Consider the following 22215-nt stretch of genomic DNA (forward strand, 5'->3'; position numbering starts at 1 on the left):
CGCCCCGGCCGCCGCCCGCGTCGCCGCCGGTTACGCCGGCCCCAGCTGCGGTGACGCCTCCAGCTCCTTCCGCATGCCCATCCCGTCCGCCGGCACCATCCCGCTCGCCCGCACCTCCGAAGGCGGCGTCTCGGACGGCTGCGCGGACGGCTTCGTCGGCTCCGGTTCCGGCTCGGGCGTCGGGCTCTGGGCCGGTGGCGCGGTGGTGGGCAGCTGTACGGAGCGCGTGGGCTCGCTGGGCGGTTCGGGCTCACCGCGCGGCGGAGCCGGCCTGCCGGGCTGCGGACGCACCCCCGTCGAGGGCTCCGGCGAGGGCGTGGCCGACGAACTCACGCTCGGCGAGGCACCGTTGGCCCTTTCCTCGCCCTTGGCGTCCGGGTGGGCGTGTCCCGTACCGCCCCTGGCCGTACGGTCGTGCAACGCGTGCGGCTCCTCGGCGCTCGTACCCGTGCCGCCGTCGGGCCGGGCCCCGGCATCGGGGCTGTCCGCCGAACGCGAGGGCGCCGGCCGTTCTCCGTCGTCACCGACGCTCATGCAGCCCGCGGAGGCAGCGACCGCCAGGGACGTGGCGATCCAGACGGCGATACGACGGCCTGGGGCGGACAACTGGCGCACGAGTGGCACCTCCGGGGCGAGGGGGTCTCCCCGCCGACGGCGGGGGCGGAATCGCACTGCTCAACTTCCATTTCCCCGCCGGGGACACGCCCGGACCCGGCCCGTTCCCCGTCCGGCCCCTTCCGGCACGCTCCCCCGCGCCCGCCCGACGCCCGCCCACGGAACCAGGAGCGCGCCTCAGCCCGTCACGGCCCGCGCCAGTTCCGCGCCCAGGAACACCGCGCCCAGCCCGATCAGCACCGACGCCGTCACATTCACCGCCGCGAGCGCCCCCCGTCCGCGCTCGGCCAGCCGCAGCGTCTCGTACGAGAAGGTCGAATACGTCGTCAGCGCCCCGCACAGCCCCGTACCGAGCAGGGCGTACGTCCCCGAGGAGACCGCCGCCCCGGACAACGCGCCCAGCACCAGGCTGCCGGCCGCGTTCACCGTGAAAGTCCCCCACGGGAAGAGCGAGTCGTGCCGGGCCTGGACCGCACGGTCCGTCAGATACCGCAGCGGGGCGCCCACCGCCCCGCCCACGATCACCAGCAGCCAGTTCACCGGCCCGTCACCGCCCCTCGGCGTACCGCCGGGCGGCCCGCCAGCCGCCGGGTCACCGTCGCCGCGGCCCAGACCGCGCCCAGCGCCCCGACGGCCGTCCCGGCCAGATACCCGAGCGCGGTGCCCGTCTCGCCGCGCCGCAGCAGCTCCGAGATGTCCAGGGCGTACGTCGAGAAGGTCGTGAACCCGCCGAGCACGCCGACGCCGAGGAACGGCCGTACGAGCGGATGTACGGGCGGTTCCGCCCCGCTGACCAGCACCATCAGCACACCGATCAGCAGACAGCCCAGCGCGTTGACCCCGAGGGTGGTCCAGGGAAAGGCCCCCTCGGCCGTGGGCCACAGCAGGGACGCGCCGTACCGCGCCGAGGAGCCCGCCGCACCGCCCGCCGCGATGACGGCGAGCACCACCCATTTGTGCGCTCCGGCGGTCTCCGCGCGCTGGGCGGGCACCAGCAGATCGACATCCGGGTCGATCGCGTCGGCCGACGTCTCGGTCTCCGGTTCCGTTTCCGGTTCCGGCGAAGCACCGGAATCACCCGCACTCATCACGCGAACCATTCTCGCGCGCCCCGCGTCACCACTTGCGGACGCGCCCCCGGAAGGGCCCATGGAGCCGTGCCCCGGAACGGCTTGTGGATCTGCTGGACAATGGGCCTGTGCTGGAGATGACACGCGAGGCGTTCGAAGAGCTGGTGAGCCAGGCCCTGGATCAGGTCCCTCCGGAGCTGACACGGGTCATGGACAACGTGGCCGTCTTCGTGGAGGACGAACCCGACCCCTCCGACCCCGAACTGCTGGGGCTGTACGAGGGGACCCCGCTCACGGACCGCGGCGAGTGGTACGCCGGGGTCCTGCCCGACCGCATCTCGATCTACATGGGCCCGACGCTGCGCTACTGCGAAACCCCGGAGGACGTGGTGCACGAGGTCTCCGTGACCGTGGTCCACGAGATCGCGCACCACTTCGGCATCGGCGACGAGCGGCTGCACGAACTGGGCTGGGGCTGACACAAGGCCCCGAAAAGGGCCGGGAAACAAGCCAGGAAGGGGCCACGGAAGGACCGGGAAGCGGGCCAGGAGGCGCCGAGGGGCCGTGCCCGCCTGGCCCAGTCCAGGCATGGCGGCTCGCCGCGTTGGGCATAGGCGCCCAATGGCCCGTGAAGTACGCCGCTTCCCCGTCCACCCCTTACTCGCCCGTCTCCAGGGCCATGTCCGATCCCGCGGCGCCGCCCCCACCAGCACCCTCGTCAGCTCCCCGCACCCGTACACCCGCGCGCTCGGCCTGATCACCGTCGTCCTGTTCGGCGCCTGGCTCGGGCTGCTGGTCGTCGGCAGCGTGCGGACGCCGGTCGGCCCGATGGACACCCGGATGACCCTGCGGCCGTCCGTCACCGGCGGCACGAAGATCAATGTCTCGCCGCTGGGCGCGCTGGAGATGAACACGCACACCGCCCCGCTCCGCCTCGACGTGGACGTCGACCAGCTGGACCCGGTTCGCTCCCAGGCACTGGTCGAGCACCCCGAACGGCTCTCCGGCCTCCAGGGCGAGGTCACCCACGACGTCCGGGACGGCACCACGGAACTGGCCGTACGCTCCGTCGTCGCCGTCGTCTCCGGCGCGACCGCCCTCGGCCTCGCCGTCTACCGCCGGCCCCGCCGCGCCCTCGCCGCCGGCGGGCTCGCGCTCACGCTCCTGGCCGCCTCCGGCATCGGCGCGTACGCCACCTGGAACCCGAAGTCGGTCCTGGAGCCCAAGTTCTCCGGGCTGCTCTCCTCCGCCCCGCAGGTGGTCGGCAACGCCCGCTCGATCGTGACCGACTTCGACGTCTACCAGAAGGAACTGGCCCGGCTCGTCACCAATGTGACCAAGCTGTACGACGCGACCTCGACGCTCCCCACGTACCAGCCGGACCCCGCCACCCTCCGGGTCCTGCACGTCTCCGACATCCATCTCAACCCGGCGGCCTGGCACATCATCGCCTCGCTCGTGGAGCAGTACGGGATCGACGTCATCATCGATTCCGGCGACAGCATGGACCACGGCACCGCCGCCGAGAACACCTTCCTCGACCCGATCGCCGACCTCGGCGTCCCCTATGTATGGGTACGCGGCAATCACGACTCGGAGACCACCCAGCGGTACCTGCGGCGGATGAGGAATGTCCGGGTCCTGGACGACGGCCGGGCCGTCACCGTGGCCGGGCTGCGCGTGGCGGGCACGGGCGATCCCCAGTTCACGCCCGACCGCTCACTGGAGGCACAGGGCGATCCGGCCGAACGCATGGCGGGCATCCGGCTCGCCTCGGCCCTGCGCGACCAGGACGCGGCCGGCACCCCCGTGGACATCGCGGTCGCCCACAACCCGGTGGCGGCCCGGCAGACCGACGGCCTGGTCCCGCTCGCCCTGGCGGGCCATGTCCACCACCGCGGGACCGAGGTCCTGCCCTTCGGTACGCGGCTGAAGATCGAGGGCTCGACGGGCGGCGGCGGTCTGCGCGCCGTGCAGAACGACAAGCCGGAGAAGGTCCGCGCCTCCGTGCTCTATCTGGACCGGACGACCAGACGGCTCCAGGCATGGGACGAGATCACGCTGGGCGGCCTGGGCCTGACGACGGCCGAGGTCAGCCGGCACCTTCCCAAGGAGGCGGGCATCCCGGGGACCGGGCCGTCCCCGAGCGACTCCCCGGACGGCAGCACGAGCCCGGCCCCCACCGGACCGGATTCCACGCCCCCGCCGAACGTCCCCGCACCCTCCCCGTAAACCGTTTTGGCGATAGCTCCCCGCATCCCATATGCTTCTCACGTCCCCGACGCGCTGCAAAGCGCCCAGGTGGGCCCTTAGCCCTCATCGTCTAGTGGCCCAGGACGCCGCCCTTTCAAGGCGGTAGCACGGGTTCGAATCCCGTTGGGGGCACGCAACACTGTGTGCGAGACTTGTTCTCGCACATTGCTTGGTCCTGTGGAGCAGTTTGGAGTGCTCGCCACCCTGTCAAGGTGGAGGCCGCGGGTTCAAATCCCGTCAGGACCGCTTGCAGCCGTCAGGTTGCGTGGCTGGGTAGCTCAGTTGGTACGAGCGATCGCCTGAAAAGCGATAGGTCGCCGGTTCGATCCCGGCCCCAGCCACCACAGCCCGCAAGGGCAGAAGCCCCCCACCGAGATTCTCGGCAGGGGGCTTTCTCATGTGCCCGCTTCGGTACGGCTCTCCTCTTCCGGTACGTCGTGTGTGTCGCGCACATCACGTCCGCCGCCGCTCTCGCCGCCGCCCTCGCGACCGCTTCCGCTTCCGCGTACCCAGCGCAGCAGCGTGACCGACGCCGCCACCAGCGCCACCCCACCCAGCAGCGCCCAGTCCGGCACGGCCCCGCCGACCCCGCGCGCCCACTGCTCGACCTGGAACGAATCGTCGACCGAGAGCAGCCCCGGCAGAGCCGTCGTCCCGTCGAAGACGAGGAAGAGCACACCCAGGACGATGAAGAAGAGGCCCGACAGCAGCGAGGTCGTGTGGAGTTCGAAACGGCCGAGCCGGAAGGCCCGGCCCCGCAGCCACCGCCGCCTCCCGAGCCCGAACCGCTCCCAGAACAGGGCCAGTACGAACAGCGGCACGGCCATGCCGAGCGCGTACACCGCGAGCAGCAGTCCGCCGTAGAGCGGACTGCCGCTCAGCGCCGCCACCGTCAGCACGCTGCCGAGGATCGGACCCGCGCAGAATCCCGCGAGCCCGTAGACCAGGCCGAGCGCGTACACGGACAGCGCGGTCGTCGGCCGGATCCGGCCGGACAGTTCGGCGATCCGTCGCGGCGCGAAGCCCATGCCGAGAATCTGCGCGAGGCCGAGTACGACGATCAGCCAGCCGCCGAGGGCGACCAGCAGATCGCGGTGCCCGTAGAAGAGCCGCCCGGCGAAGGAGCCGGCCGCGCCCATCGGGACGAGGGTGGTCGCCAGGCCCAGATAGAAGATGCCGGTCCGGGCGAGGAGGCGGCCGGCCGAGTCGATGGAGTAGGCGAAGAACGCGGGCAGCAGCAGGGCGCTGCACGGGCTGAGCAGGGCGAGCAGTCCGCCGAGCAGCGCGACCGGATAGCCGATGTCCGTCACTCGTCGCCCCCGTCGCCCTGGGCGGCCCCGTCGCCGGTGACGCCGCCCTCGCGCCGGGCACCCTTGTCCCCCTTGGTGCCCTTGTCCCCCTTGGTGCTCTCATCCCCCTTGGTGCCCTTGTCCCCCTTGGCGTCCCGGCCCGCCGCGGCCTTCGCCGACTCGATGGCCCGGGTGAAGGTCTCCATCGGCTGGGCGCCCGCGATGGGGCGGCCGTTGACGAGGAAGGACGGGGTGGACGTGGCGCCGAGCCCGTACGCCTCCTCCTGGTCCTTCCGTACGGCCGCCGAGGCCTGCTCCCCGTCCCGGTCGCTCCGGAACCGGCCGAGGTCCTTCACCCCGGCCTCCCGGGCGAGGGCTTCGAGCCGGTCCGCCCCGAAGCCCTTCTCCTTGGACCCGTCGGCATACGCGGCCGAGTGGAACTCCCAGAAACGGCCCTGCCGTCCGGCCGCCCAGGCGGCGCGCGCGGCGGCCTCCGACTCCTTGCCGAAGATCGGGTAGTTGCGCCACTCGATCCGGAGGGTGCCGTTGTCGACGTACTTCTCGATCAGTTCCGGTTCGCTGTCGCGGGCGAACTTCCCGCAGTAGCCGCACTTGAAGTCGGCGTACTCGATCATGACGACCGGCGCGTCCGCGCGACCGACGGCCAGCGGGTCCCCGGCCTCGCGCCGGGCCAGCCCGGCCAGTTCGGGATAGACGCCTTCCTCGGATCCGACGGAGACCTCGGTGGCGGGACGGTCCGCCGAGGACGTGTCCGGCTTGGTGGCGGTGTACGAGACGAGTCCGAGCAGCGCGGCCGCGACGACGACACCGGCGCCGATCGCGATCGCACGCCCTGAAGGTCGTGAGGGGTGGGAGGAGCCGGAAGGGCGAGGGGTGTTGGCAGGCATGGGTGCGCGATTCTCCAGAACAAAGGGAGCAAAAGGGGCGGATCGGGGAGAGTTGTCCGGTCCCTATACGCGCAGTACGGAGAGATCAACAGGCGAAGGCGCGGCGAGCGGAGGCGATCCGCGCGTGGGGGCGACAGCGAGAACGACCTGCGCGTCGCCCCATGTCCCGGAAACGCCACGGAGATCGTGCAGGCCGGGCAGCAGTTCATGAACGGAACCGCCCCGCGAGGGGGTGACGGGCCGGATCCCCCCGTCGCCCTCGCCACTCCCGCACCCGGGGGCCTGGCCGTGCCCGGCACCGACGGCGACCTCGACCCCGGCGGGCACGGACCGCGCGCCCGCCACGGCCGGCGAGTGGAAACAGAAGAGCAGGGAGAGGAGCACCCCGAGCAGCAAAGCGCCGGCCCCGACGAAACGGCGGCTGCCGACGTGGGTCATGGGGCTGGGCCTCTCGGGGTCCGGGGTCCGGGATCTGGGGTGCGGGTCCGGCTCCGGGGCCGGGGGTACGTGCCTGGAATCGTAAGGGTTCCAGGCTCCGATCAGGCAATACGCACCGCCCGGCCCGCAGCCCGGCGGGCAGACGCCCCCGCCGGACGGCGGCACCGCCCCGTGAAACGGGTTCGCCGCCCGAGGCGAAATGGGTTCGCCACTCCAGAGCCGCGGGTGAGATCCTGGTTTCGGTATGTCTACTTCCTTCGCCGACCTCCAGACCCTGCTGGCCGACGTCTCGCTGCGCGACGCGCAGCGGCTCGGCCGCCGTCTCGAAGGCGCACGGCGCATCCGTAAACCCGACGCGCGGCAGGCCGTGCTGGACGAGATCGCCGGTGAGGCCGAGAAGGCCGCCGAGCGGACGCAGCGGCGGCGCGGGCGGGTGCCCAAGGTCTCGTACCCCGAGCAACTGCCCGTCAGCCAGAAGAAGGACACGATCCTGGAGGCGATACGCGACCACCAGGTCGTGATCGTCGCGGGCGAGACCGGGTCCGGCAAGACGACGCAGATCCCGAAGATCTGTCTGGAGCTGGGGCGCGGCGTCCGCGGGATGATCGGGCACACGCAGCCCCGCAGGATCGCCGCCCGTACCGTCGCCGAGCGGGTCGCGGAGGAACTGGACACGCCCCTGGGCGAGGCGGTCGGCTGGAAGGTCCGGTTCACCGACCAGGTGAACCAGGACGCGACCTTCGTGAAGCTGATGACGGACGGCATCCTGCTCGCCGAGATCCAGACGGACCGCGAACTGCTCGCGTACGACACGATCATCATCGACGAGGCCCACGAGCGAAGCCTCAACATCGACTTCCTGCTCGGCTACCTCGCCCAGCTGCTCCCCAGACGACCGGACCTCAAGGTCGTGGTCACCTCGGCGACCATCGACCCGGAGCGCTTCGCCCGGCACTTCGGCCGCTTCGCCTCGGTAGGCGCCACCGCGGGCGCCACCACAGGTACGGATGACGGCGAGCGCACCGCCCCCATCGTGGAGGTCTCGGGGCGCACGTATCCGGTGGACGTCCGCTACCGCCCGCTCCTGGAGGAGGACGGCGAGGAGGGCGACCGCGACCAGATCACCGCGATCTCCGACGCCGTGGACGAACTCCAGTCGGAGGGCCCCGGTGACATCCTCGTCTTCCTCTCCGGCGAGCGGGAGATCCGCGACACCGCCGACGCCCTGGAGAAGCGGGGGCTCCGGGGCACCGAGGTGCTGCCGCTCTACGCCCGGCTCTCGCACGCCGAGCAGCACCGCGTCTTCCAGCGCCACAGTGGCCGGCGGATCGTTCTGGCGACGAATGTCGCCGAGACCTCGCTGACCGTCCCGGGCATCAAGTACGTCATCGACCCGGGCACCGCCCGTATCTCCCGCTACAGCCACCGCACCAAGGTCCAGCGCCTGCCGATCGAGCCGATCTCGCAGGCCAGCGCCAATCAGCGCAAGGGCCGTTGCGGCCGGACGTCCGACGGCATCTGCGTACGGCTGTACTCCGAGGACGACTTCGAGTCCCGCCCGGAGTTCACGGACGCCGAGATCCTCCGTACGAATCTGGCGTCCGTCATCCTGCAGATGACCGCGGCCGGCCTCGGCGACATCGAGAAGTTCCCCTTCATCGACCCGCCGGACCACCGCAACATCCGTGACGGTGTGCAACTGCTCCAGGAACTGGGCGCGTTCGACGCCGAACAGAAGACCCCCGGGGACGCGAACACCCAGCAGACGACCGCCCGCGGCGGGAAGAAGGGCCAGCGGCTCACGCCCCTCGGCCGCAAGCTCTCCCAGCTCCCCGTGGATCCGCGCCTGGCGCGCATGGTCATCGAGGCCGACCGCAACGGCTGCGTACGGGAAGTGATGGTGATCGCCGCCGCGCTCTCCATCCAGGACCCGCGCGAACGCCCCGCCGAGAAGCAGGCCCAGGCGGACCAGCAGCATGCCCGTTTCAAGGACGAGACGTCGGACTTCCTGGCGTTCATCAATCTCTGGCGGTACGTCAGGGAGCAGCAGAAGACGCTGTCGTCCTCCGCCTTCCGCCGGATGTGCAAGTCGGAGTATCTGAACTTCCTGCGGATCCGGGAATGGCAGGACATCTACTCCCAGCTCCGTACGGTCGCCAAGCAGATGGGCATCCATCTCAACGAGGAGGACGCGGCGGATCAGGCCGTCCACGTGTCCCTCCTCGCCGGTTTGCTTTCGCACATTGGCATGAAGGATGTGAAGGACGGCGCGAAGAACGAGTATCTGGGGGCGCGCAGCGCGAAGTTCGCGGTGTTCCCGGGCTCGGCGCTGTTCAAGAAGCCGCCGCGCTTCGTCATGTCCGCCGAACTGGTGGAGACCTCCCGGCTCTGGGCGCGCGTCAACGCGAAGATCGAGCCCGAGTGGATCGAGCCGCTCGCCGGCCACCTCCTGAAGCGCACCTACAGCGAGCCGCACTGGGAGAAGGACATGGCGGCCGTGATGGCGTACGAGAAGGTGACGCTGTACGGCGTGCCGATCGTCGCCCACCGGAAGGTCAACTTCGGGCGGATCGACCCCGAGGCGTCCCGCGAGCTGTTCATCCGCAACGCGCTGGTCGAGGGCGACTGGCGTACGCACCACCAGTTCTTCCACGACAACCGCAAACTGCTCGGCGAGGTCGAGGAGTTGGAGCACCGCGCCCGGCGCCGCGACATCCTGGTGGACGACGAGACGCTGTACGACTTCTACGACCAGCGGGTGCCGGAGAACGTGGTCTCCGGGGCGCACTTCGACTCCTGGTGGAAGGCCAAGCGCCGGGACGAGCCCGAACTGCTCGACTTCGAGCGGTCGATGCTGATCAACGAGAAGGCCGGGTCCGTCACCAAGGACGACTATCCGGACTCCTGGCGGCAGGGGCAGCTGAAGTTCCGGGTGACGTACCAGTTCGAGCCGGGTACGGACGCGGACGGCGTGACCGTGCACGTACCGCTCCAGGTGCTCAACCAGGTCACCTCCGAGGGCTTCGACTGGCAGATCCCGGGCCTGCGCGAGGATGTGGTCATGGAGCTGATCCGCTCCCTGCCCAAGCCGGTCCGCCGGCACTACGTCCCCGCGCCGAACTACGCCAAGGCGTTCCTGGAGCGCGCCGTGCCTCTTCAGGAGGCGCTGCCGGTCACCCTGGCGCGCGAGCTCCAGCGGATGGTCGGAGTGCCGGTCACGGGCGACGACTTCGACCTGTCCCGGATGCCCGATCACCTCCGGATCACGTTCCGGATCGTGGACGAACGGCGCCGCAAGATCGCCGAGGACAAGGATCTGGACGCGCTGAAGCTGAAGCTGCGTCCCAAGGCCCGTCAGGCGCTCTCCCAGGCCGCCGCGGCCACCGCCGAGCGTGCGGGCGGGGAGGCGATCGAACGTACGGGCCTGACGGACTGGACTGTCGGCACGCTCTCCCGCGTCTTCGAGACCCGCCGGGCGGGCCAGCCGGTCAAGGCGTACCCGGCGCTGGTCGACCGGGGCGAGAGCGTGGCCGTACGGCTCTTCGACACGGAGGCCGAGCAGCGGCAGGCGATGTGGGCCGGAACACGTCGGCTGATCCTGCTGAACATCCCGGTCAACCCGGCCAAGTTCGCCTCGGACAAGCTCACCAACCAGCACAAGCTGGCGCTGTCCCGTAATCCGCACGGCTCGATCCAGGCGCTCTTCGACGACTGCGCGACGGCCGCCGCCGACAAGCTGATCGCGGACCACGGGGGTCCGGCCTGGGACGAGGAATCGTTCCGGAAGCTGTACGAGAAGGTCCGCGCCGATCTGGTCGACGCGACCGTACGGACCATCGACCAGGTGCAGCAGATCCTGGCCGCCTGGCAGGCCTGTGAGCGCCGTCTGAAGGCCACGAACAGCCTGACCCTGGTGAACAACGTCCAGGACGTCAGGAGCCAGCTGGCGGCCCTCGTACCGGCCGGCTTCGTCACCCGCACCGGCCTGCGCCGGCTGCCGGACCTGATGCGCTATCTCGTCGCCGTGGACCGGCGGTTGCAGCAGATGCCGACGGCCGTGCAGCGTGACACCACGCGGATGGAGAAGGTCCACGAGATGCAGGACGAGTACGCCTGGCTGCTCGAACAGCTGCCGCAGGGCCGCCCGGTCCCGCAGCAGGTCCTGGACATCCGCTGGATGATCGAGGAACTGCGGGTGAGCTACTTCGCGCACGCGCTGGGCACGGCCCGGCCCGTCTCGGACAAGCGCATCATGAAGGCCATCGACGCGGCGGCGCCGTAGGGCGCGTCCGCCCGCCCGGCCCGGCTCCGGCCCGGTCCCGGCTCAGTTCGACCGCACCCTCTGAGCTGCTGTACAGTCTGTTTCCGCGGCCGAGAAAAACAAGGCCGCGAAACCTGGTCCTGTGGAGCAGTTTGGAGTGCTCGCCACCCTGTCAAGGTGGAGGCCGCGGGTTCAAATCCCGTCAGGACCGCAGTAAAGCCGGAGCCCGTATCCCCTCGGATGCGGGCTCTTTCGCTGCCGTCACCAGCCCGCGACGGCCGCCCGTCATCCGGGTCCTGTCCGGCCGGCGATCGCAGCCGTGATCCCCGGTTCGCAGTAGACGCGCGTACGGAACAGACCCCATTGCATACGGCAAGTACCGTCGACGGCGCGGTAACGCGGCAGTAATGGCACGCCCAAATCCGTGGGACCAGGCCTTCTTCACCTTGACGGCGCCACCGGGCGGGGGTACTTAAACATCAGGGCCCTACGCGTCATCGCATCCCAGGGGCCGCACCGGGGGTGGTGTGCGTGACGACATCGACGACGAAGCACGAGACCGGCGCTCTCCTGCGCGCCCATCTGGGCGCCGCATCCCGCCTGGCGGCCGCGTCCGGCCGACCGCACCGCACCGGGTACTGCCCGATCTGCCATCGCCTCCAGCGGCTCGCCATGGAGCCCTCGCCGGACGAAGACGGCCTGTACGACGACGAGTTACCCGGCAGCCGGTAGGCCCCGGCCCGGCACTCCGTGCCGCGCATCGCGCTCCACATCGCGCACCACGCCCCACACCCGGCCCGGCGGCCGGCGATCACAGGCTGTCCGGTCATGATCCATTAGGCGTTACATCCATCCTTGGCAAGAGCCGCGCCGTGTGACGGGCATCACCGAACGAGTTTCCAGAATGGGGTCGCTTACACCCTTCCTACAACAGACCAATTTAATATGTGCAATTGCACCCTCTTTTCGGGCCCTGCGAAACCACCCGCAACACCCTCCCCATACCTACTCAGCAGGGGCAAGACACCACCGCCACAGCGCACAAAAAAGACCGCACTGGACCCGGCGGAGTCCAGTGCGGCCGACGACTTACCCGTGTTGCGAGGGCATGGGCCCTGTTGGGGCAGGAGCCCGTCGTGTTGAGCTATGGGTTGGGAACAACCGAGTTGGGGGAACTGGTAGTGCCCTGTAGCGGGCCCCGAAGAGCCCTAGTTGGGGGTTTCAGGCCTCGCTGCGCTGCTGCGGAATACCCGCAAGCAGTGCGCGGACCTCTGCCTCGCGATACCGGCGATGCCCACCGAGCGTGCGGATGGACGTGAGCTTGCCGGCCTTTGCCCAGCGAGTGACCGTCTTCGGGTCCACGCGGAACATGGTGGCAACCTCAGCCGGAGTCAGCAGCGCCTCGGCTTCAGGGGTGCGAGCGGTCATGAGCGGCCTCCTCGGGAGAACCGAACAATCTCGGTTCTTTCCTCTAAATTCTGCACCTTGACCCACGTTGCCCGAAATGGCAGACGCAGGCCGAGTCGGTTATAGGACGAACGGCTTGTCCTCGGCACTACAACTACACCATCCGTCCAGCCACGTCGGCCAAACCGATGGAATTGCCCTCTGAGGTGTTCATCAGTGGCGGAAGCCGATGGACCATGCCATAGCGGACAGTCACGTCACAGATACGATCAGTCACAGAGTGATCAGGAGTCACGGGACCCCCATATAGAGTGCAATGCTGAGCGTTCCGCCCACACTTGGGCGGAAGGAACCCTCCCCGGACTCCTTGTCCTATTTTGACACGAGGGTGGGTGATGGGCGCAAGAGCCCCGTTAGTGCGGTCCGTCACGCTTGAGACAAAGGCCCGGATCGGGACCTACGCCCCGGCGCCCGCTTCGCGTGCACTCCGTGCCCGTTCCACGTCCACCACCCCCCGAAGCGGGGTCCGAACGGGCACGGACCCGACCGGTGGCAGTGAGTCACCCGAGTCACCGCCGGTGCCCCTGGCTGCTTCTCAGCGTACGGGCTCAGTTGGCGAACTGCCGGTCCCTGACCGCCCGCCACCGCTCCATGAGCCGTCCGTAGGCCGCTCCGGCGCCCTCGTCGTCCCCGTCCCGCAGCGCCGTGATCGCGGCCGCCACATCGGCCGCCGAGCGGTCCTCGGCCAGCTGGGCGCCGGGCAGGGCGTGCACGAGACCGCCGTAGTCCAGTTCGACGAGGGAGCGCGGGTGGAACTCCTCCAGCCACCGCCCCACATCCACCAGGCCGTCGATCAACGGCCCGTCGTCCACCGTGTCCCGCAGGGTCTTCAAAGCGCGAGCGAGCCGCCGACGGGCCTCCACCATCGGGGTCCGGTAGCGCATCAGCGGCGCCTCGGGCCCGTCGGCTCCCACCGGGCCGGTCCCGCCCGCCTCGGCCCCTCCCGCTTCATACAGCCGCTCGTCGTCCGAGAAGAGCACGAACCAGCGCACCGGGACCTGCCACACCGCCGTCCTGATCCAGGGCCGCGCGTCCGGGTTGCGCTCCCGCCAGCGCTCGTAGTCCACGGCCGCCTGCCCGCGCACCACCGGCGGCAGCACCGCGTCCAGCAGCGGCAGCGGCAGCAGGTCGCCCAGTTCCTCCAGGGCCAGCCAGCCGCGCAGCCGGGTCCGCCACGGACAGACGCACACGACGCCGTCCACCTCGACGACAAAGGCGTCCCCGCTCTCGTGCACCGGTACGGGGATCGGCGGGGTGGGCAGCAAGTCGGCCAGGGAGCGCCGTAGTTCGTCCTGTGCGGTCGGCGTACGGTCCCGCGTGGCGTATCGGCGCCAGTGCCCCCTCTCGGGCTCCGGGAAGGCCGCCAATGGCTCGTAGACCCGCAGGTAGGACGAGTAAGGGACGAGGAGGGAAGTCACCGCCGGCATGCGGCGCATCGTCCCATGCCCGTACTCCTCCAGGGGGTGATCCTCAGTACTGAGGCTGATCCACGCCCCCGTAGGACTTACCCTCTTGCTTGTCCCGGAACCGTTCCCTCCCCCACCCCTGGAGGGACAATTCCGGGCCTTCCCCACCGCCGCTTCGTACTTGGGAGTCACCACCGTGACCGATGTGACCGACGGCGTCCTGCACACCCTGTTCCGTACGGAGCAGGGGGGTCATGAGCAAGTCGTGCTCTGCCAGGACCGTGACAGCGGCCTCAAGGCCGTCATCGCCCTCCACTCGACCGCCCTGGGCCCCGGCCTCGGCGGCACCCGCTTCTATCCGTACGCGTCCGACGAGGAGGCCGTCGCCGACGCGCTGAACCTCTCGCGGGGCATGTCGTACAAGAACGCCCTGGCCGGACTCGACCACGGCGGCGGCAAGGCCGTGATCATCGGGGACCCCGAACAGATCAAGACCGAGGAACTGCTGCTGGCCTACGGCCGCTTCGTCGCCTCGCTCGGCGGCCGGTACGTCACCGCCTGCGATGTCGGCACCTATGTCGCGGACATGGACGTCGTGGCGCGCGAGTGCCGGTGGACCACCGGGCGGTCCCCCGAGAACGGCGGCGCGGGCGACTCGTCGGTGCTGACCGCCTTCGGGGTCTTCCAGGGCATGCGGGCCAGCGCCCAGCACCAGTGGGGCGACCCGTCGCTGCACGGCCGTACGGTCGGTGTCGCGGGCGTCGGCAAGGTCGGCCGCCATCTCGTGGACCACCTGCTCCAGGACGGCGCGAACGTCGTGATCACGGATGTACGGGACGAGTCGGTACGGGCGATCACCGACCGGTATCCACAGGTCGCCGCCGTCGCCGACAGCGAGAGACTGATCCGCACCGAGGGCCTGGACATCTACGCCCCGTGCGCGCTCGGCGGCGCGCTGGACGACACGACCGTTCCCGTCCTCACCGCCTCGGTGGTGTGCGGGGCGGCCAACAACCAGCTCGCCCACCCGGGCGTCGAGAAGGACCTCGCGGACCGCGGGATCCTCTACGCGCCCGACTATGTGGTGAACGCCGGCGGGGTGATCCAGGTCGCCGACGAACTGCACGGTTTCGACTTCGAGCGGTGCCGCGCGAAGGCCGCGAAGATCTTCGACACGACGTTCGCAATATTCGCACGTGCGAAGGAAGACGGGATTCCGCCGGCCGCCGCTGCCGACCGGATCGCCGAGCACAGGATGGCCGAAGCTCGCCGTCCCTGACCCTGCGCGGAGCCCCGGAAGGCTCCGAAAGAGAGCCCGGAGACGGCCGGGAGACGGTCCCGAGCCGGGGGCGAGAGTGCCGGATGCGTGCCGGAGGGCGGCTCCGGACGGCCCGGACGGGCCGGATCGGCCCCGGGGACGCGCCGGAGGCGGGCGGGGCGGCATCCGGGAGACGAGACTCACGCCGGTCGGCGGGTCGTCCCGCCAAGAAGAGGTTAAAATCGCAGCTGACCAGCGAGGACAGGGCGCCTCGTTGGCCCTGCACCGGGGCGCGTCATGCGGGCGGCGTACCGTATGGCCGCGGAAGCAGGTACCGTTGAAGCCCTACGGACGGGTCTCTCCGCGGAGAGCTCGTTCTGATTCATGAACGCGTGTCAAGACTCTGGGGCCGTCGAGCCCCGTCACCGAGGGGGTCGAGCCATGGGGCGCGGCCGGGCCAAGGCCAAGCAGACAAAGGTCGCCCGCCAGCTGAAGTACAACAGCGGCGGGACTGACCTGTCGCGTCTGGCCAACGAGCTGGGCGCGTCGACCTCGAACCAACCGCCGAACAGCGAACCGTTCGAGGACGACGACGACGAGGAAGACGACCCGTACGCACAGTACGCGGATCGTTACAACGACGACGAGGACGAGGGCGACGAGTCCGGATCCTCGGCGCGGCGCCGCGGCGCTTGACGTCCATATCGTCGCTGACACCTCGCGCAGTACCTCACTGACCCGGGTCAGGACTTCCAGTCCTGAACCCGGGTTCTGTGCTGCCCGCGGTCGGTGTGCCGGTGTCCGGCCCGCCCGTGGGTGACCTGATTCCCTCAGGTCACCCACTGCCGATCGATTCGAACCGGATCCGCTCGCATGCGATCGGGTCAACTTCTCGTAGGCGATCGGATCAGCTCGAATAGTCACCGGTCAGCGTCGCGCCCGTGGTGTGGTCGCCCCGTTCGGTGATCTCGCCGGCGACCCAGGAGTCCACGCCCCGGTCCGCCAGCGTGGTGAGCGCCGCGTCGACGGACTCCGCCGGGACGACGGCCATCATGCCGACGCCCATGTTCAGCGTCTTCTCCAGCTCCAGCCGCTCCACCCGGCCGGCCGCGCCGACGACGTCGAAGACCGCGCCGGGCGTCCAGGTCGAGCGGTCCACCGTGGCGTGCAGCCCGTCCGGGATCACCCGGGCCAGGTTTGCGGCCAGACCGCCGCCGGTGATGTGACTGAACGCGTGCACCTCGGTGGTCCTGGTCAGCGCCAGGCAGTCCAGCGAGTAGATCTTGGTGGGCTCCAGCAGTTCCTCGCCCAGGGTGCGGCCGAACTCCGCGACCTCGCGGTCCAGCGTCCAGCCGGCCCGGTCGAAGACCACATGCCGGACGAGTGAGTACCCGTTCGAGTGAAGACCGGAGGACGCCATGGCGATCACCGCGTCACCCGTACGGATACGATCCGCGCCGAGCAGCCGGTCCGCCTCGACCACGCCCGTACCGGCTCCGGCGACATCGAAGTCGTCCTCGCCCAGCAGTCCGGGGTGCTCGGCGGTCTCGCCGCCGACCAGGGCGCAGCCGGCCAGCACACAGCCCTCGGCGATGCCCTTGACGATGGCGGCGACCCGCTCGGGGTGGACCTTGCCGACGCAGATGTAGTCGGTCATGAAGAGCGGCTCGGCGCCGCAGACGACCAGGTCGTCGACGACCATGCCGACGAGGTCGTGGCCGATCGTGTCGTACACGCCCATCTTGCGCGCGAGGTCGACCTTCGTACCGACACCGTCGGTGGCGGAGGCCAGGAGCGGGCGCTCGTAGCGCTTGAGGGCGGAGGCGTCGAAGAGGCCGGCGAAGCCGCCGAGGCCGCCGAGGACCTCGGGGCGACGGGTCTTCTTCACCCATTCCTTCATCAGCTCGACCGCGCGGTCACCGGCTTCGATGTCGACGCCCGCGGCGGCATAGCTGGCACCTGTAGTCGTTTCGGACATGGCGGGGTACTTCCTGTCGGCATTTCGGTCAGTATTCGGTCGCCGTTCATCGGCATCCGGTCATCAGACGTCATTGGCGGTCTGATGACCGGTGCTCCGCCGTCGAACGGGCTGGTGCGGGCCTTGCGGGCCCGTTGCGAGCCGCAACGGGCCTCGCGAGCCGTTACGGGCGCCGGAGCGCGTCGGTGGCCGCCGAGGCCGGGCCCGCTGCCAGCTCGGTCTCCAGCAGCTGCTTGCCGAGCAGCTCGGGATCGGGAAGATCCATCGGGTACACGCCGTCGAAGCAGGCACGGCAGAGGTTCGGCTTGGCGATGGTGGTCGCCTCGATCATCCCGTCGATGGAGATGTACGAGAGCGAATCGGCGCCCATGGAGAGGCCGATCTCCTCGACCGTCATGCCGTTGGCGATCAGCTCGGCGCGGGTGGCGAAATCGATGCCGAAGAAGCACGGCCACTTCACCGGCGGCGACGAGATCCGTACGTGGACCTCGGCGGCGCCCGCCTCACGGAGCATCTTGACCAGGGCACGCTGCGTGTTGCCGCGGACGATCGAGTCGTCCACGACCACCAGGCGCTTGCCCCGGATGACCTCCTTGAGCGGATTCAGCTTCAGCCGGATACCCAGCTGGCGGATCGTCTGGGACGGCTGGATGAAGGTCCGGCCGACATAGGCGTTCTTGACCAGGCCCGAGCCGTACGGAATGCCGCTGGCCTCCGCGTACCCGATCGCGGCGGGGGTGCCGGACTCGGGAGTGGCGATGACCAGGTCGGCCTCGGCCGGTGCTTCCTCGGCGAGCTTCCGGCCCATTTCGACCCGGGACAGGTAGACGTTCCGCCCGGCGATGTCCGTGTCGGGACGGGCCAGGTAGACGTACTCGAAAACACAGCCCTTGGGCTTCGCTTCCGCGAATCGCTGCGTACGGAGACCGTTCTCGTCGATGGCGATCAGCTCACCGGGCTCGATCTCACGGACGTACGCGGCGCCGCAGATGTCGAGAGCGGCGCTCTCGGAGGCGACCACCCAGCCGCGCTCCAGCCTGCCGAGGACCAGCGGGCGGATGCCCTGCGGGTCGCGGGCGGCGTAGAGCGTGTGCTCGTCCATGTAGACGAGCGAGAAGGCGCCCTTCACATCGGGAAGGATCCTGACGGCGGCTTCCTCAAGGGTGAGGGGCTTGCCGTCGTCGTCCGTCTGACCGGCCAGAAGAGCCGTGATCAGATCGGTGTCGTTGGTCGCGGCGACCTGCGTGGACCGGCCGTTCTCCTTGGGGAGGTCGGCGACCATCTCGGCGAGCCGGCCCGTATTGACCAGATTTCCGTTGTGGCCGAGCGCTATGGAGCCGTGGGCCGTGGCCCGGAAGGTCGGCTGCGCGTTCTCCCACACCGAGGCTCCGGTGGTGGAGTAGCGGGCATGACCCACCGCGATATGGCCCTGGAGAGAGCCGAGCGACGTTTCGTCGAAGACCTGTGAGACCAGCCCCATATCCTTGAAAACCAGGATCTGGGACCCGTTACTCACTGCGATGCCCGCGGACTCCTGTCCACGGTGCTGCAGGGCATACAGTCCGAAATAGGTGAGCTTGGCGACCTCTTCACCCGGAGCCCAGACCCCGAAGACGCCGCAAGCGTCCTGAGGGCCCTTCTCGCCGGGAAGCAGGTCGTGGTTGAGTCGTCCATCACCACGAGGCACGCCACCGAGTGTAGGCGAGATCGACCACTGGTCCGAATTGGGGATACGCACCGGCCGCTTCGACCGCGTCGCCCGGATCTCCCGCCGACGGCGCACGGGCCTCCCGCGAACCTCGCGCGGGAGGCCCTTACGAAGGCGTCGCCACAGGGGCTCCGCTACTTCCCCGAAGGGGCCGCGGCGGCGCTCAGGCCCTGGCCGTCGGCGGCCTTGAGAGTGAGCGTCCGGTGGTGCAGCTCATATGTGACCTTGCCCTCCAGCACCTTCTGGACCTGGCGTTCCACGGTCATCTCCGGCCCCGGGCAGAGCTTGCGGGTGGAGGTGACGCGGCCGAAGGTGACGGTGGACCCGGAGATCTTGGCGGGGGCGCTGAAGGAGTTGCAGCCGAGGTTGCCCTTCACGGAACCCTCCGTGGTGGCCTTGTCGCTCCCCTTGCCGGTCTCCTTGCCGGCCACCTTCTCGTCCTTACTGAACGTGAAGCGCGCCTTGCCGTCGGTGCCCTTGGGCAGCGCGGTGGCGGTGGAGTCCTCGGTCAGCGCGTCGACGGTCCACTCGGTGCCGGTGAGGGGCGCGGGCGCCTCGGAGGTCAGGGCGATCGCGTCGCCGTCGGCGGTGGTGAGCGTGAGCCGTTTGTCCGCGAGCTTCGCCTTGAGCTTTCCGGAGAACGCGCCGCTCAGAGCCTTCTCGAAGCTCTGAAGATCCTTCGCGCAACCCATTTCCGTGGTGCTCTTTTCGCCGACGGTGATGGTGTCGCCGTCGACGGTGACCTTCGCGCCCAGGGAGTTGCAGCCCGTGCGCGCGCTGGCCTGGCCCTTGGAGTCGATCTCCACGCTGGCTCCGGTGGGCGCGGCGGTCTTCTTGCCGCCGACGGTGACGCTGTCCACGTGCCAGCGGACATCGGTGAGAGGCAGTTCGCCCTTCACCTTTCCCGAGCCCGAGTCCGCGCCTGCGGCGCCTCCGGTTCCGGACTCCGTACCGCAGGCAGCCAGCGTGAGCAGTGCGACGGTAGTGACGGAAGTGACTTTGGTGATGAGGGTGATCCGCTGCTTCGGCATGTCCATGAGACGAGGCGGGGGAGGCTCCGGTTCCGTCTCTGTTCCGTCGTCCGCGGACTGTCACCCCGTGGTCATCGCCTGACCGTCAGCTCATGAGCGGAAGCAGCCCGGAGAGATCCGCGCGTTCCCCACTGGCGCTGACCTGCGCCGAGTCGGTCGCCTCGGGCCAGGTCGTACGGCCGGTGGCGAGCCGGATCCAGGTGAGCGGGTCGGTCTCCACGACATTGGGCGGGGTGCCACGCGTATGACGGGGACCTGCCACGCACTGCACCACGGCGTACGGCGGGATCCGCACCTCGGTCGACGCCCCGGGCGCCTTCACCGCGAGGGCGTCGGCGAGCAGCCGCGTACAGGCGGCCAGCGCCTGCCGGTCGTACGGAACGCTCAGCCCGGCCGCCCGGTTCAGGTCGTCGGTGTGGACGACCAGCTCGACGGTCCGGGTGACGAGGTAGTCCCCCAGCCGCATCACCCCGATCCGCGCCCCGAGCAGCCGGTCGTCGGACGCCCCGGGCAGGAACCCGGCGACGCGGTCGGCGGTGCGGTCGAAGAGTTCGGCGGGCGGGAGGGACGCGGCGAGAGCCGTGACGTCCTCGGCGATGGCTCCGGCGTGCGCGCCGGTCGCGAACGGCCAGTCCGGCAGAGCGATCACGTGACCCGCTGAAGGCGCCGCGGAGGGCACGGCGGGCTCGGGCGCTTCCAGGTACCGGTTCACGGACTCGACGGCCATGGCCAGATGCGCGGCCAGCTCGCGTACGGTCCAGTCGCCCAGCCCGGTGGGCAGGGCGAGTTGCTCGGGGGTCAGCCGGCCGACGGCCTCGCGTACGTTCCCGAACTGGGCCAGGACGGCGGAGCGGGTCTTGGCGGAGTCGTAGCTGCGGAGACGCTTCTTGGCCGGTGGCATGGCGGGAGCCTACGCGGGGTGACAGGGTGGGCGCGGTCACCCCGTCACCTGTGGTCAGCGGCCCAGATCCCCGAAGTCCATGGCCCTGGGCCCTTCTTGGCCGAGCCCGTCCCGCTCGGCCCGTTCCTCCCGCTCGGCCTCCCCCGCCTCGGGGCCGCTCTCGAAGCTCTCGCCGCCCGCCGGGACGCCGATGCCCTGCCAGCGGAACGGAATTCCCCGGGCCACATTCAGGTCCGGGTTGTCCATCAGCTGGAAATGCACGTGCGGTTCGCTGGAGTTGCCGGAATTCCCGCAGCGGGCCAGCTGCTGCCCCGCGCTCACCCGCTCTCCCGCGCGGACCGCGAGGGAGCCGCGCTGGAGGTGGGCGTACATCGCGTACGTACCGTCCCCGAGGTCGAGCACCAGGTGGTTCCCCACGATCCAGCGGGCCCCGCCCAGTTCGCGTACGAAGGCTTCGGCGATCAGCAGGTAGAGGAGGGACAGCAGGGAGTTCCGGCTGAGGTGGTCACGCTGCCGGTCGGAGGCGTGGACCACGGTGGCGTCGGCCACCGCGAGCAGCGGTTCGCCGTAAGCCGGAAAGGCACGGCTGCGGCGGACGACCGGCCACAGCCAGGAGAAGGACGGGCGGGCGCCGGGCCTCGGCTCGGCCACGATGTCGATGGCGTAGGCCTGGCCGTATCCGTACGTGCCATGGCTGGGCACCTTGTCGGCCGGGCTGTTCAGGGCGGACCAGCGGCCGGTGACGGGCGCGGCCACCTCGACCGCGGGCGGCCGCGGGCCCCCTTCCTCGGCGCGCGTCCTGCGGCTCAGGACGAGGCCGAGGGTGAGGGCGGCGACCGCGGGCACCCATATCAGCCACCAGTTGAAGGGCAGGCCGCCGGCGACCGCGTCCACGATCACCAGTGCGACGAAGACCGCCCAGCACAGGCGGTAGAGAATCATGATCAGTTTGCGGGCGGGCATCGGTTCGTGTTCCCCCTCGGTTGTGACAACGGCGTTGGTCGCGCAGGCAGTTGACGCGGTGGTCAGGGCCGGGCGGCCGAGAGCATCACCAGCAGCGGTACGACCCGGGGCCCCGGGATCTCGTACCGGCCCCGGCCGGCCGTGTGCAGCCAGCCCGCGCCGGTCAGTTGGCGCAGATGGTGGTAGATCTGGCCGGTCGTACCGATCTCGTCCAGCTCGGCCAGTTCGGCGGCGGTGCGGCGGCCGTCGAGGATCTCGCGCAGCAGCCGGAGCCGTACCGCGTGCCCCAGCGCCGCGAAGGACTCGGCGGAGAGCGACCAGTCGGCGTCGAGGAGGGCGTCGGTGAGCGTCCCGTACTGCCACTCGTACCGCTCCTCCGTCGGCAGCCGCACCGCGCCGGTGAAGAGCACTCCGCCGCTGGGCGATCCGGTCCGCTCCAGCTCCTTCTTCAGCCGCTGGAGCGCCCAGAAGTCGCCCACGTCCAGGCGCTCGGCGCCCCGGACCCGGCTCTCCTCGCCGGTTTCACCGCGTACGCCCTCCAGGGCCGCGAGCCTGCGCTCCAGCTCGGCCACGCGCTCCTCCAGCTCCATCCACGTCCTCCACATCTTCAATTTACGTAATTACGTAATTCTTGGCAAGGGGGCGACCAGGCCGACGGATCAGCGGACA

Annotated in this window: 20 protein-coding genes and 4 tRNA genes; 10 read left to right on the plus strand and 14 right to left on the minus strand. The window is 70.0% G+C overall.

Annotation, left to right across the window (positions count from 1 at the left end; genetic code table 11):
* Window positions 1-30: 30 nt before the first annotated feature.
* The 3 genes from ACIOJD_RS33435 to ACIOJD_RS33445 all read right to left on the minus strand — a co-directional run bounded on the left by ACIOJD_RS33435 (window position 31) and on the right by ACIOJD_RS33445 (window position 1703).
* A complete protein-coding gene (locus ACIOJD_RS33435; protein WP_401920113.1) occupies window positions 31-615 on the minus strand; it encodes a hypothetical protein in 585 nt (194 codons plus the stop codon).
* A 177-nt stretch (window positions 616-792) separates the two neighbouring features.
* Entirely contained in the window at window positions 793-1155 is a 363-nt protein-coding gene (crcB, locus tag ACIOJD_RS33440; protein WP_401920116.1) for a fluoride efflux transporter CrcB, read from the minus strand.
* On the minus strand, window positions 1152-1703 hold the full coding sequence (locus tag ACIOJD_RS33445; protein ID WP_401920118.1) for a fluoride efflux transporter FluC: 552 nt from the start codon (window positions 1701-1703) through the stop codon (window positions 1152-1154). Before ACIOJD_RS33445 ends, crcB begins: the two co-directional genes overlap by 4 nt.
* Before the next feature lie 110 nt (window positions 1704-1813).
* On the opposite strand from ACIOJD_RS33445, the gene ACIOJD_RS33450 reads away from it, so the two are divergent.
* The 5 genes from ACIOJD_RS33450 to ACIOJD_RS33470 all read left to right on the plus strand — a co-directional run bounded on the left by ACIOJD_RS33450 (window position 1814) and on the right by ACIOJD_RS33470 (window position 4282).
* Window positions 1814-2164: a metallopeptidase family protein gene (locus tag ACIOJD_RS33450; protein WP_401890358.1), complete on the plus strand. Its 351-nt coding sequence runs from the start codon at window positions 1814-1816 to the stop codon at window positions 2162-2164.
* A gap of 142 nt (window positions 2165-2306) precedes the next feature.
* On the plus strand, window positions 2307-3917 hold the full coding sequence (locus ACIOJD_RS33455) for a metallophosphoesterase (RefSeq protein WP_401920121.1): 1611 nt from the start codon (window positions 2307-2309) through the stop codon (window positions 3915-3917).
* 80 nt (window positions 3918-3997) lie between these two features.
* Window positions 3998-4070, plus strand: a tRNA-Glu gene (locus ACIOJD_RS33460).
* Between the two features lie 39 nt (window positions 4071-4109).
* Window positions 4110-4184 (plus strand) — tRNA-Asp (locus tag ACIOJD_RS33465).
* Between the two features lie 21 nt (window positions 4185-4205).
* Window positions 4206-4282 (plus strand) — tRNA-Phe (locus ACIOJD_RS33470).
* Between the two features lie 51 nt (window positions 4283-4333).
* Here ACIOJD_RS33470 and ACIOJD_RS33475 read toward each other — a convergent pair.
* The 3 genes from ACIOJD_RS33475 to ACIOJD_RS33485 form a co-directional block, all read right to left on the minus strand.
* Window positions 4334-5248, minus strand: coding sequence for a cytochrome c biogenesis CcdA family protein (locus tag ACIOJD_RS33475; protein WP_401920124.1), 915 nt, complete (start codon window positions 5246-5248; stop codon window positions 4334-4336).
* Window positions 5245-6135, minus strand: coding sequence for a DsbA family protein (locus tag ACIOJD_RS33480; RefSeq protein ID WP_401920127.1), 891 nt, complete (start codon window positions 6133-6135; stop codon window positions 5245-5247). The genes ACIOJD_RS33475 and ACIOJD_RS33480 overlap by 4 nt, the downstream gene beginning before the upstream one ends.
* Before the next feature lie 63 nt (window positions 6136-6198).
* Window positions 6199-6573, minus strand: a complete 375-nt coding sequence (locus tag ACIOJD_RS33485; protein WP_401920129.1) for a hypothetical protein — start codon at window positions 6571-6573, stop codon at window positions 6199-6201.
* A gap of 244 nt (window positions 6574-6817) precedes the next feature.
* On the opposite strand from ACIOJD_RS33485, the gene hrpA reads away from it, so the two are divergent.
* The 3 genes from hrpA (at window position 6818) to ACIOJD_RS33500 (ending at window position 11566) form a co-directional block, all read left to right on the plus strand.
* Entirely contained in the window at window positions 6818-10855 is a 4038-nt protein-coding gene (gene hrpA, locus ACIOJD_RS33490) for an ATP-dependent RNA helicase HrpA (RefSeq protein ID WP_401920131.1), read from the plus strand.
* Window positions 10856-10970: 115 nt separating this feature from the next.
* Window positions 10971-11045 (plus strand) — tRNA-Asp (locus ACIOJD_RS33495).
* Window positions 11046-11365: 320 nt separating this feature from the next.
* Window positions 11366-11566 (plus strand): DUF6274 family protein, encoded by a 201-nt coding sequence (locus tag ACIOJD_RS33500; RefSeq protein WP_401920134.1) that lies wholly within the window; start codon window positions 11366-11368, stop codon window positions 11564-11566.
* A 489-nt stretch (window positions 11567-12055) separates the two neighbouring features.
* Here the strand turns inward: ACIOJD_RS33500 and bldC are convergent, their stop codons facing one another.
* Together bldC and ACIOJD_RS33510 are read right to left on the minus strand one after the other, a co-directional pair.
* A complete protein-coding gene (gene bldC, locus ACIOJD_RS33505) occupies window positions 12056-12262 on the minus strand; it encodes a developmental transcriptional regulator BldC (RefSeq protein WP_030743960.1) in 207 nt (68 codons plus the stop codon).
* Window positions 12263-12849: 587 nt separating this feature from the next.
* Window positions 12850-13728: a hypothetical protein gene (locus ACIOJD_RS33510; protein WP_401920137.1), complete on the minus strand. Its 879-nt coding sequence runs from the start codon at window positions 13726-13728 to the stop codon at window positions 12850-12852.
* Window positions 13729-13903: 175 nt separating this feature from the next.
* Between ACIOJD_RS33510 and ACIOJD_RS33515 the strand changes: the two genes are divergently transcribed.
* The gene (locus ACIOJD_RS33515; protein ID WP_401920140.1) at window positions 13904-14986 is read left to right on the plus strand and encodes a Leu/Phe/Val dehydrogenase; all 1083 of its coding nucleotides are present in this window, start codon (window positions 13904-13906) and stop codon (window positions 14984-14986) included.
* Between the two features lie 420 nt (window positions 14987-15406).
* The gene (locus ACIOJD_RS33520; RefSeq protein ID WP_401890385.1) at window positions 15407-15661 is read left to right on the plus strand and encodes a DUF3073 domain-containing protein; all 255 of its coding nucleotides are present in this window, start codon (window positions 15407-15409) and stop codon (window positions 15659-15661) included.
* A gap of 211 nt (window positions 15662-15872) precedes the next feature.
* On the opposite strand, the gene purM is transcribed toward ACIOJD_RS33520, so the two are convergent.
* From purM to ACIOJD_RS33550, 6 genes are all read right to left on the minus strand, one after another.
* Entirely contained in the window at window positions 15873-16943 is a 1071-nt protein-coding gene (gene purM / locus ACIOJD_RS33525) for a phosphoribosylformylglycinamidine cyclo-ligase (protein ID WP_401920142.1), read from the minus strand.
* 163 nt (window positions 16944-17106) lie between these two features.
* A complete protein-coding gene (gene purF / locus ACIOJD_RS33530; RefSeq protein WP_401920144.1) occupies window positions 17107-18630 on the minus strand; it encodes an amidophosphoribosyltransferase in 1524 nt (507 codons plus the stop codon).
* A gap of 155 nt (window positions 18631-18785) precedes the next feature.
* The gene (locus ACIOJD_RS33535; RefSeq protein WP_401920146.1) at window positions 18786-19688 is read right to left on the minus strand and encodes an META domain-containing protein; all 903 of its coding nucleotides are present in this window, start codon (window positions 19686-19688) and stop codon (window positions 18786-18788) included.
* Between the two features lie 79 nt (window positions 19689-19767).
* Window positions 19768-20583: a sterol carrier family protein gene (locus ACIOJD_RS33540; protein WP_401920147.1), complete on the minus strand. Its 816-nt coding sequence runs from the start codon at window positions 20581-20583 to the stop codon at window positions 19768-19770.
* A 54-nt stretch (window positions 20584-20637) separates the two neighbouring features.
* The gene (locus tag ACIOJD_RS33545; RefSeq protein WP_401920149.1) at window positions 20638-21546 is read right to left on the minus strand and encodes a M23 family metallopeptidase; all 909 of its coding nucleotides are present in this window, start codon (window positions 21544-21546) and stop codon (window positions 20638-20640) included.
* Between the two features lie 62 nt (window positions 21547-21608).
* Window positions 21609-22136 (minus strand): ArsR/SmtB family transcription factor, encoded by a 528-nt coding sequence (locus ACIOJD_RS33550; RefSeq protein ID WP_401920152.1) that lies wholly within the window; start codon window positions 22134-22136, stop codon window positions 21609-21611.
* Between the last annotated feature and the right edge of the window lie 79 nt (window positions 22137-22215).

This window comes from Streptomyces sp. NPDC088116 (assembly GCF_044741745.1).
GTDB lineage: Bacteria > Actinomycetota > Actinomycetes > Streptomycetales > Streptomycetaceae > Streptomyces.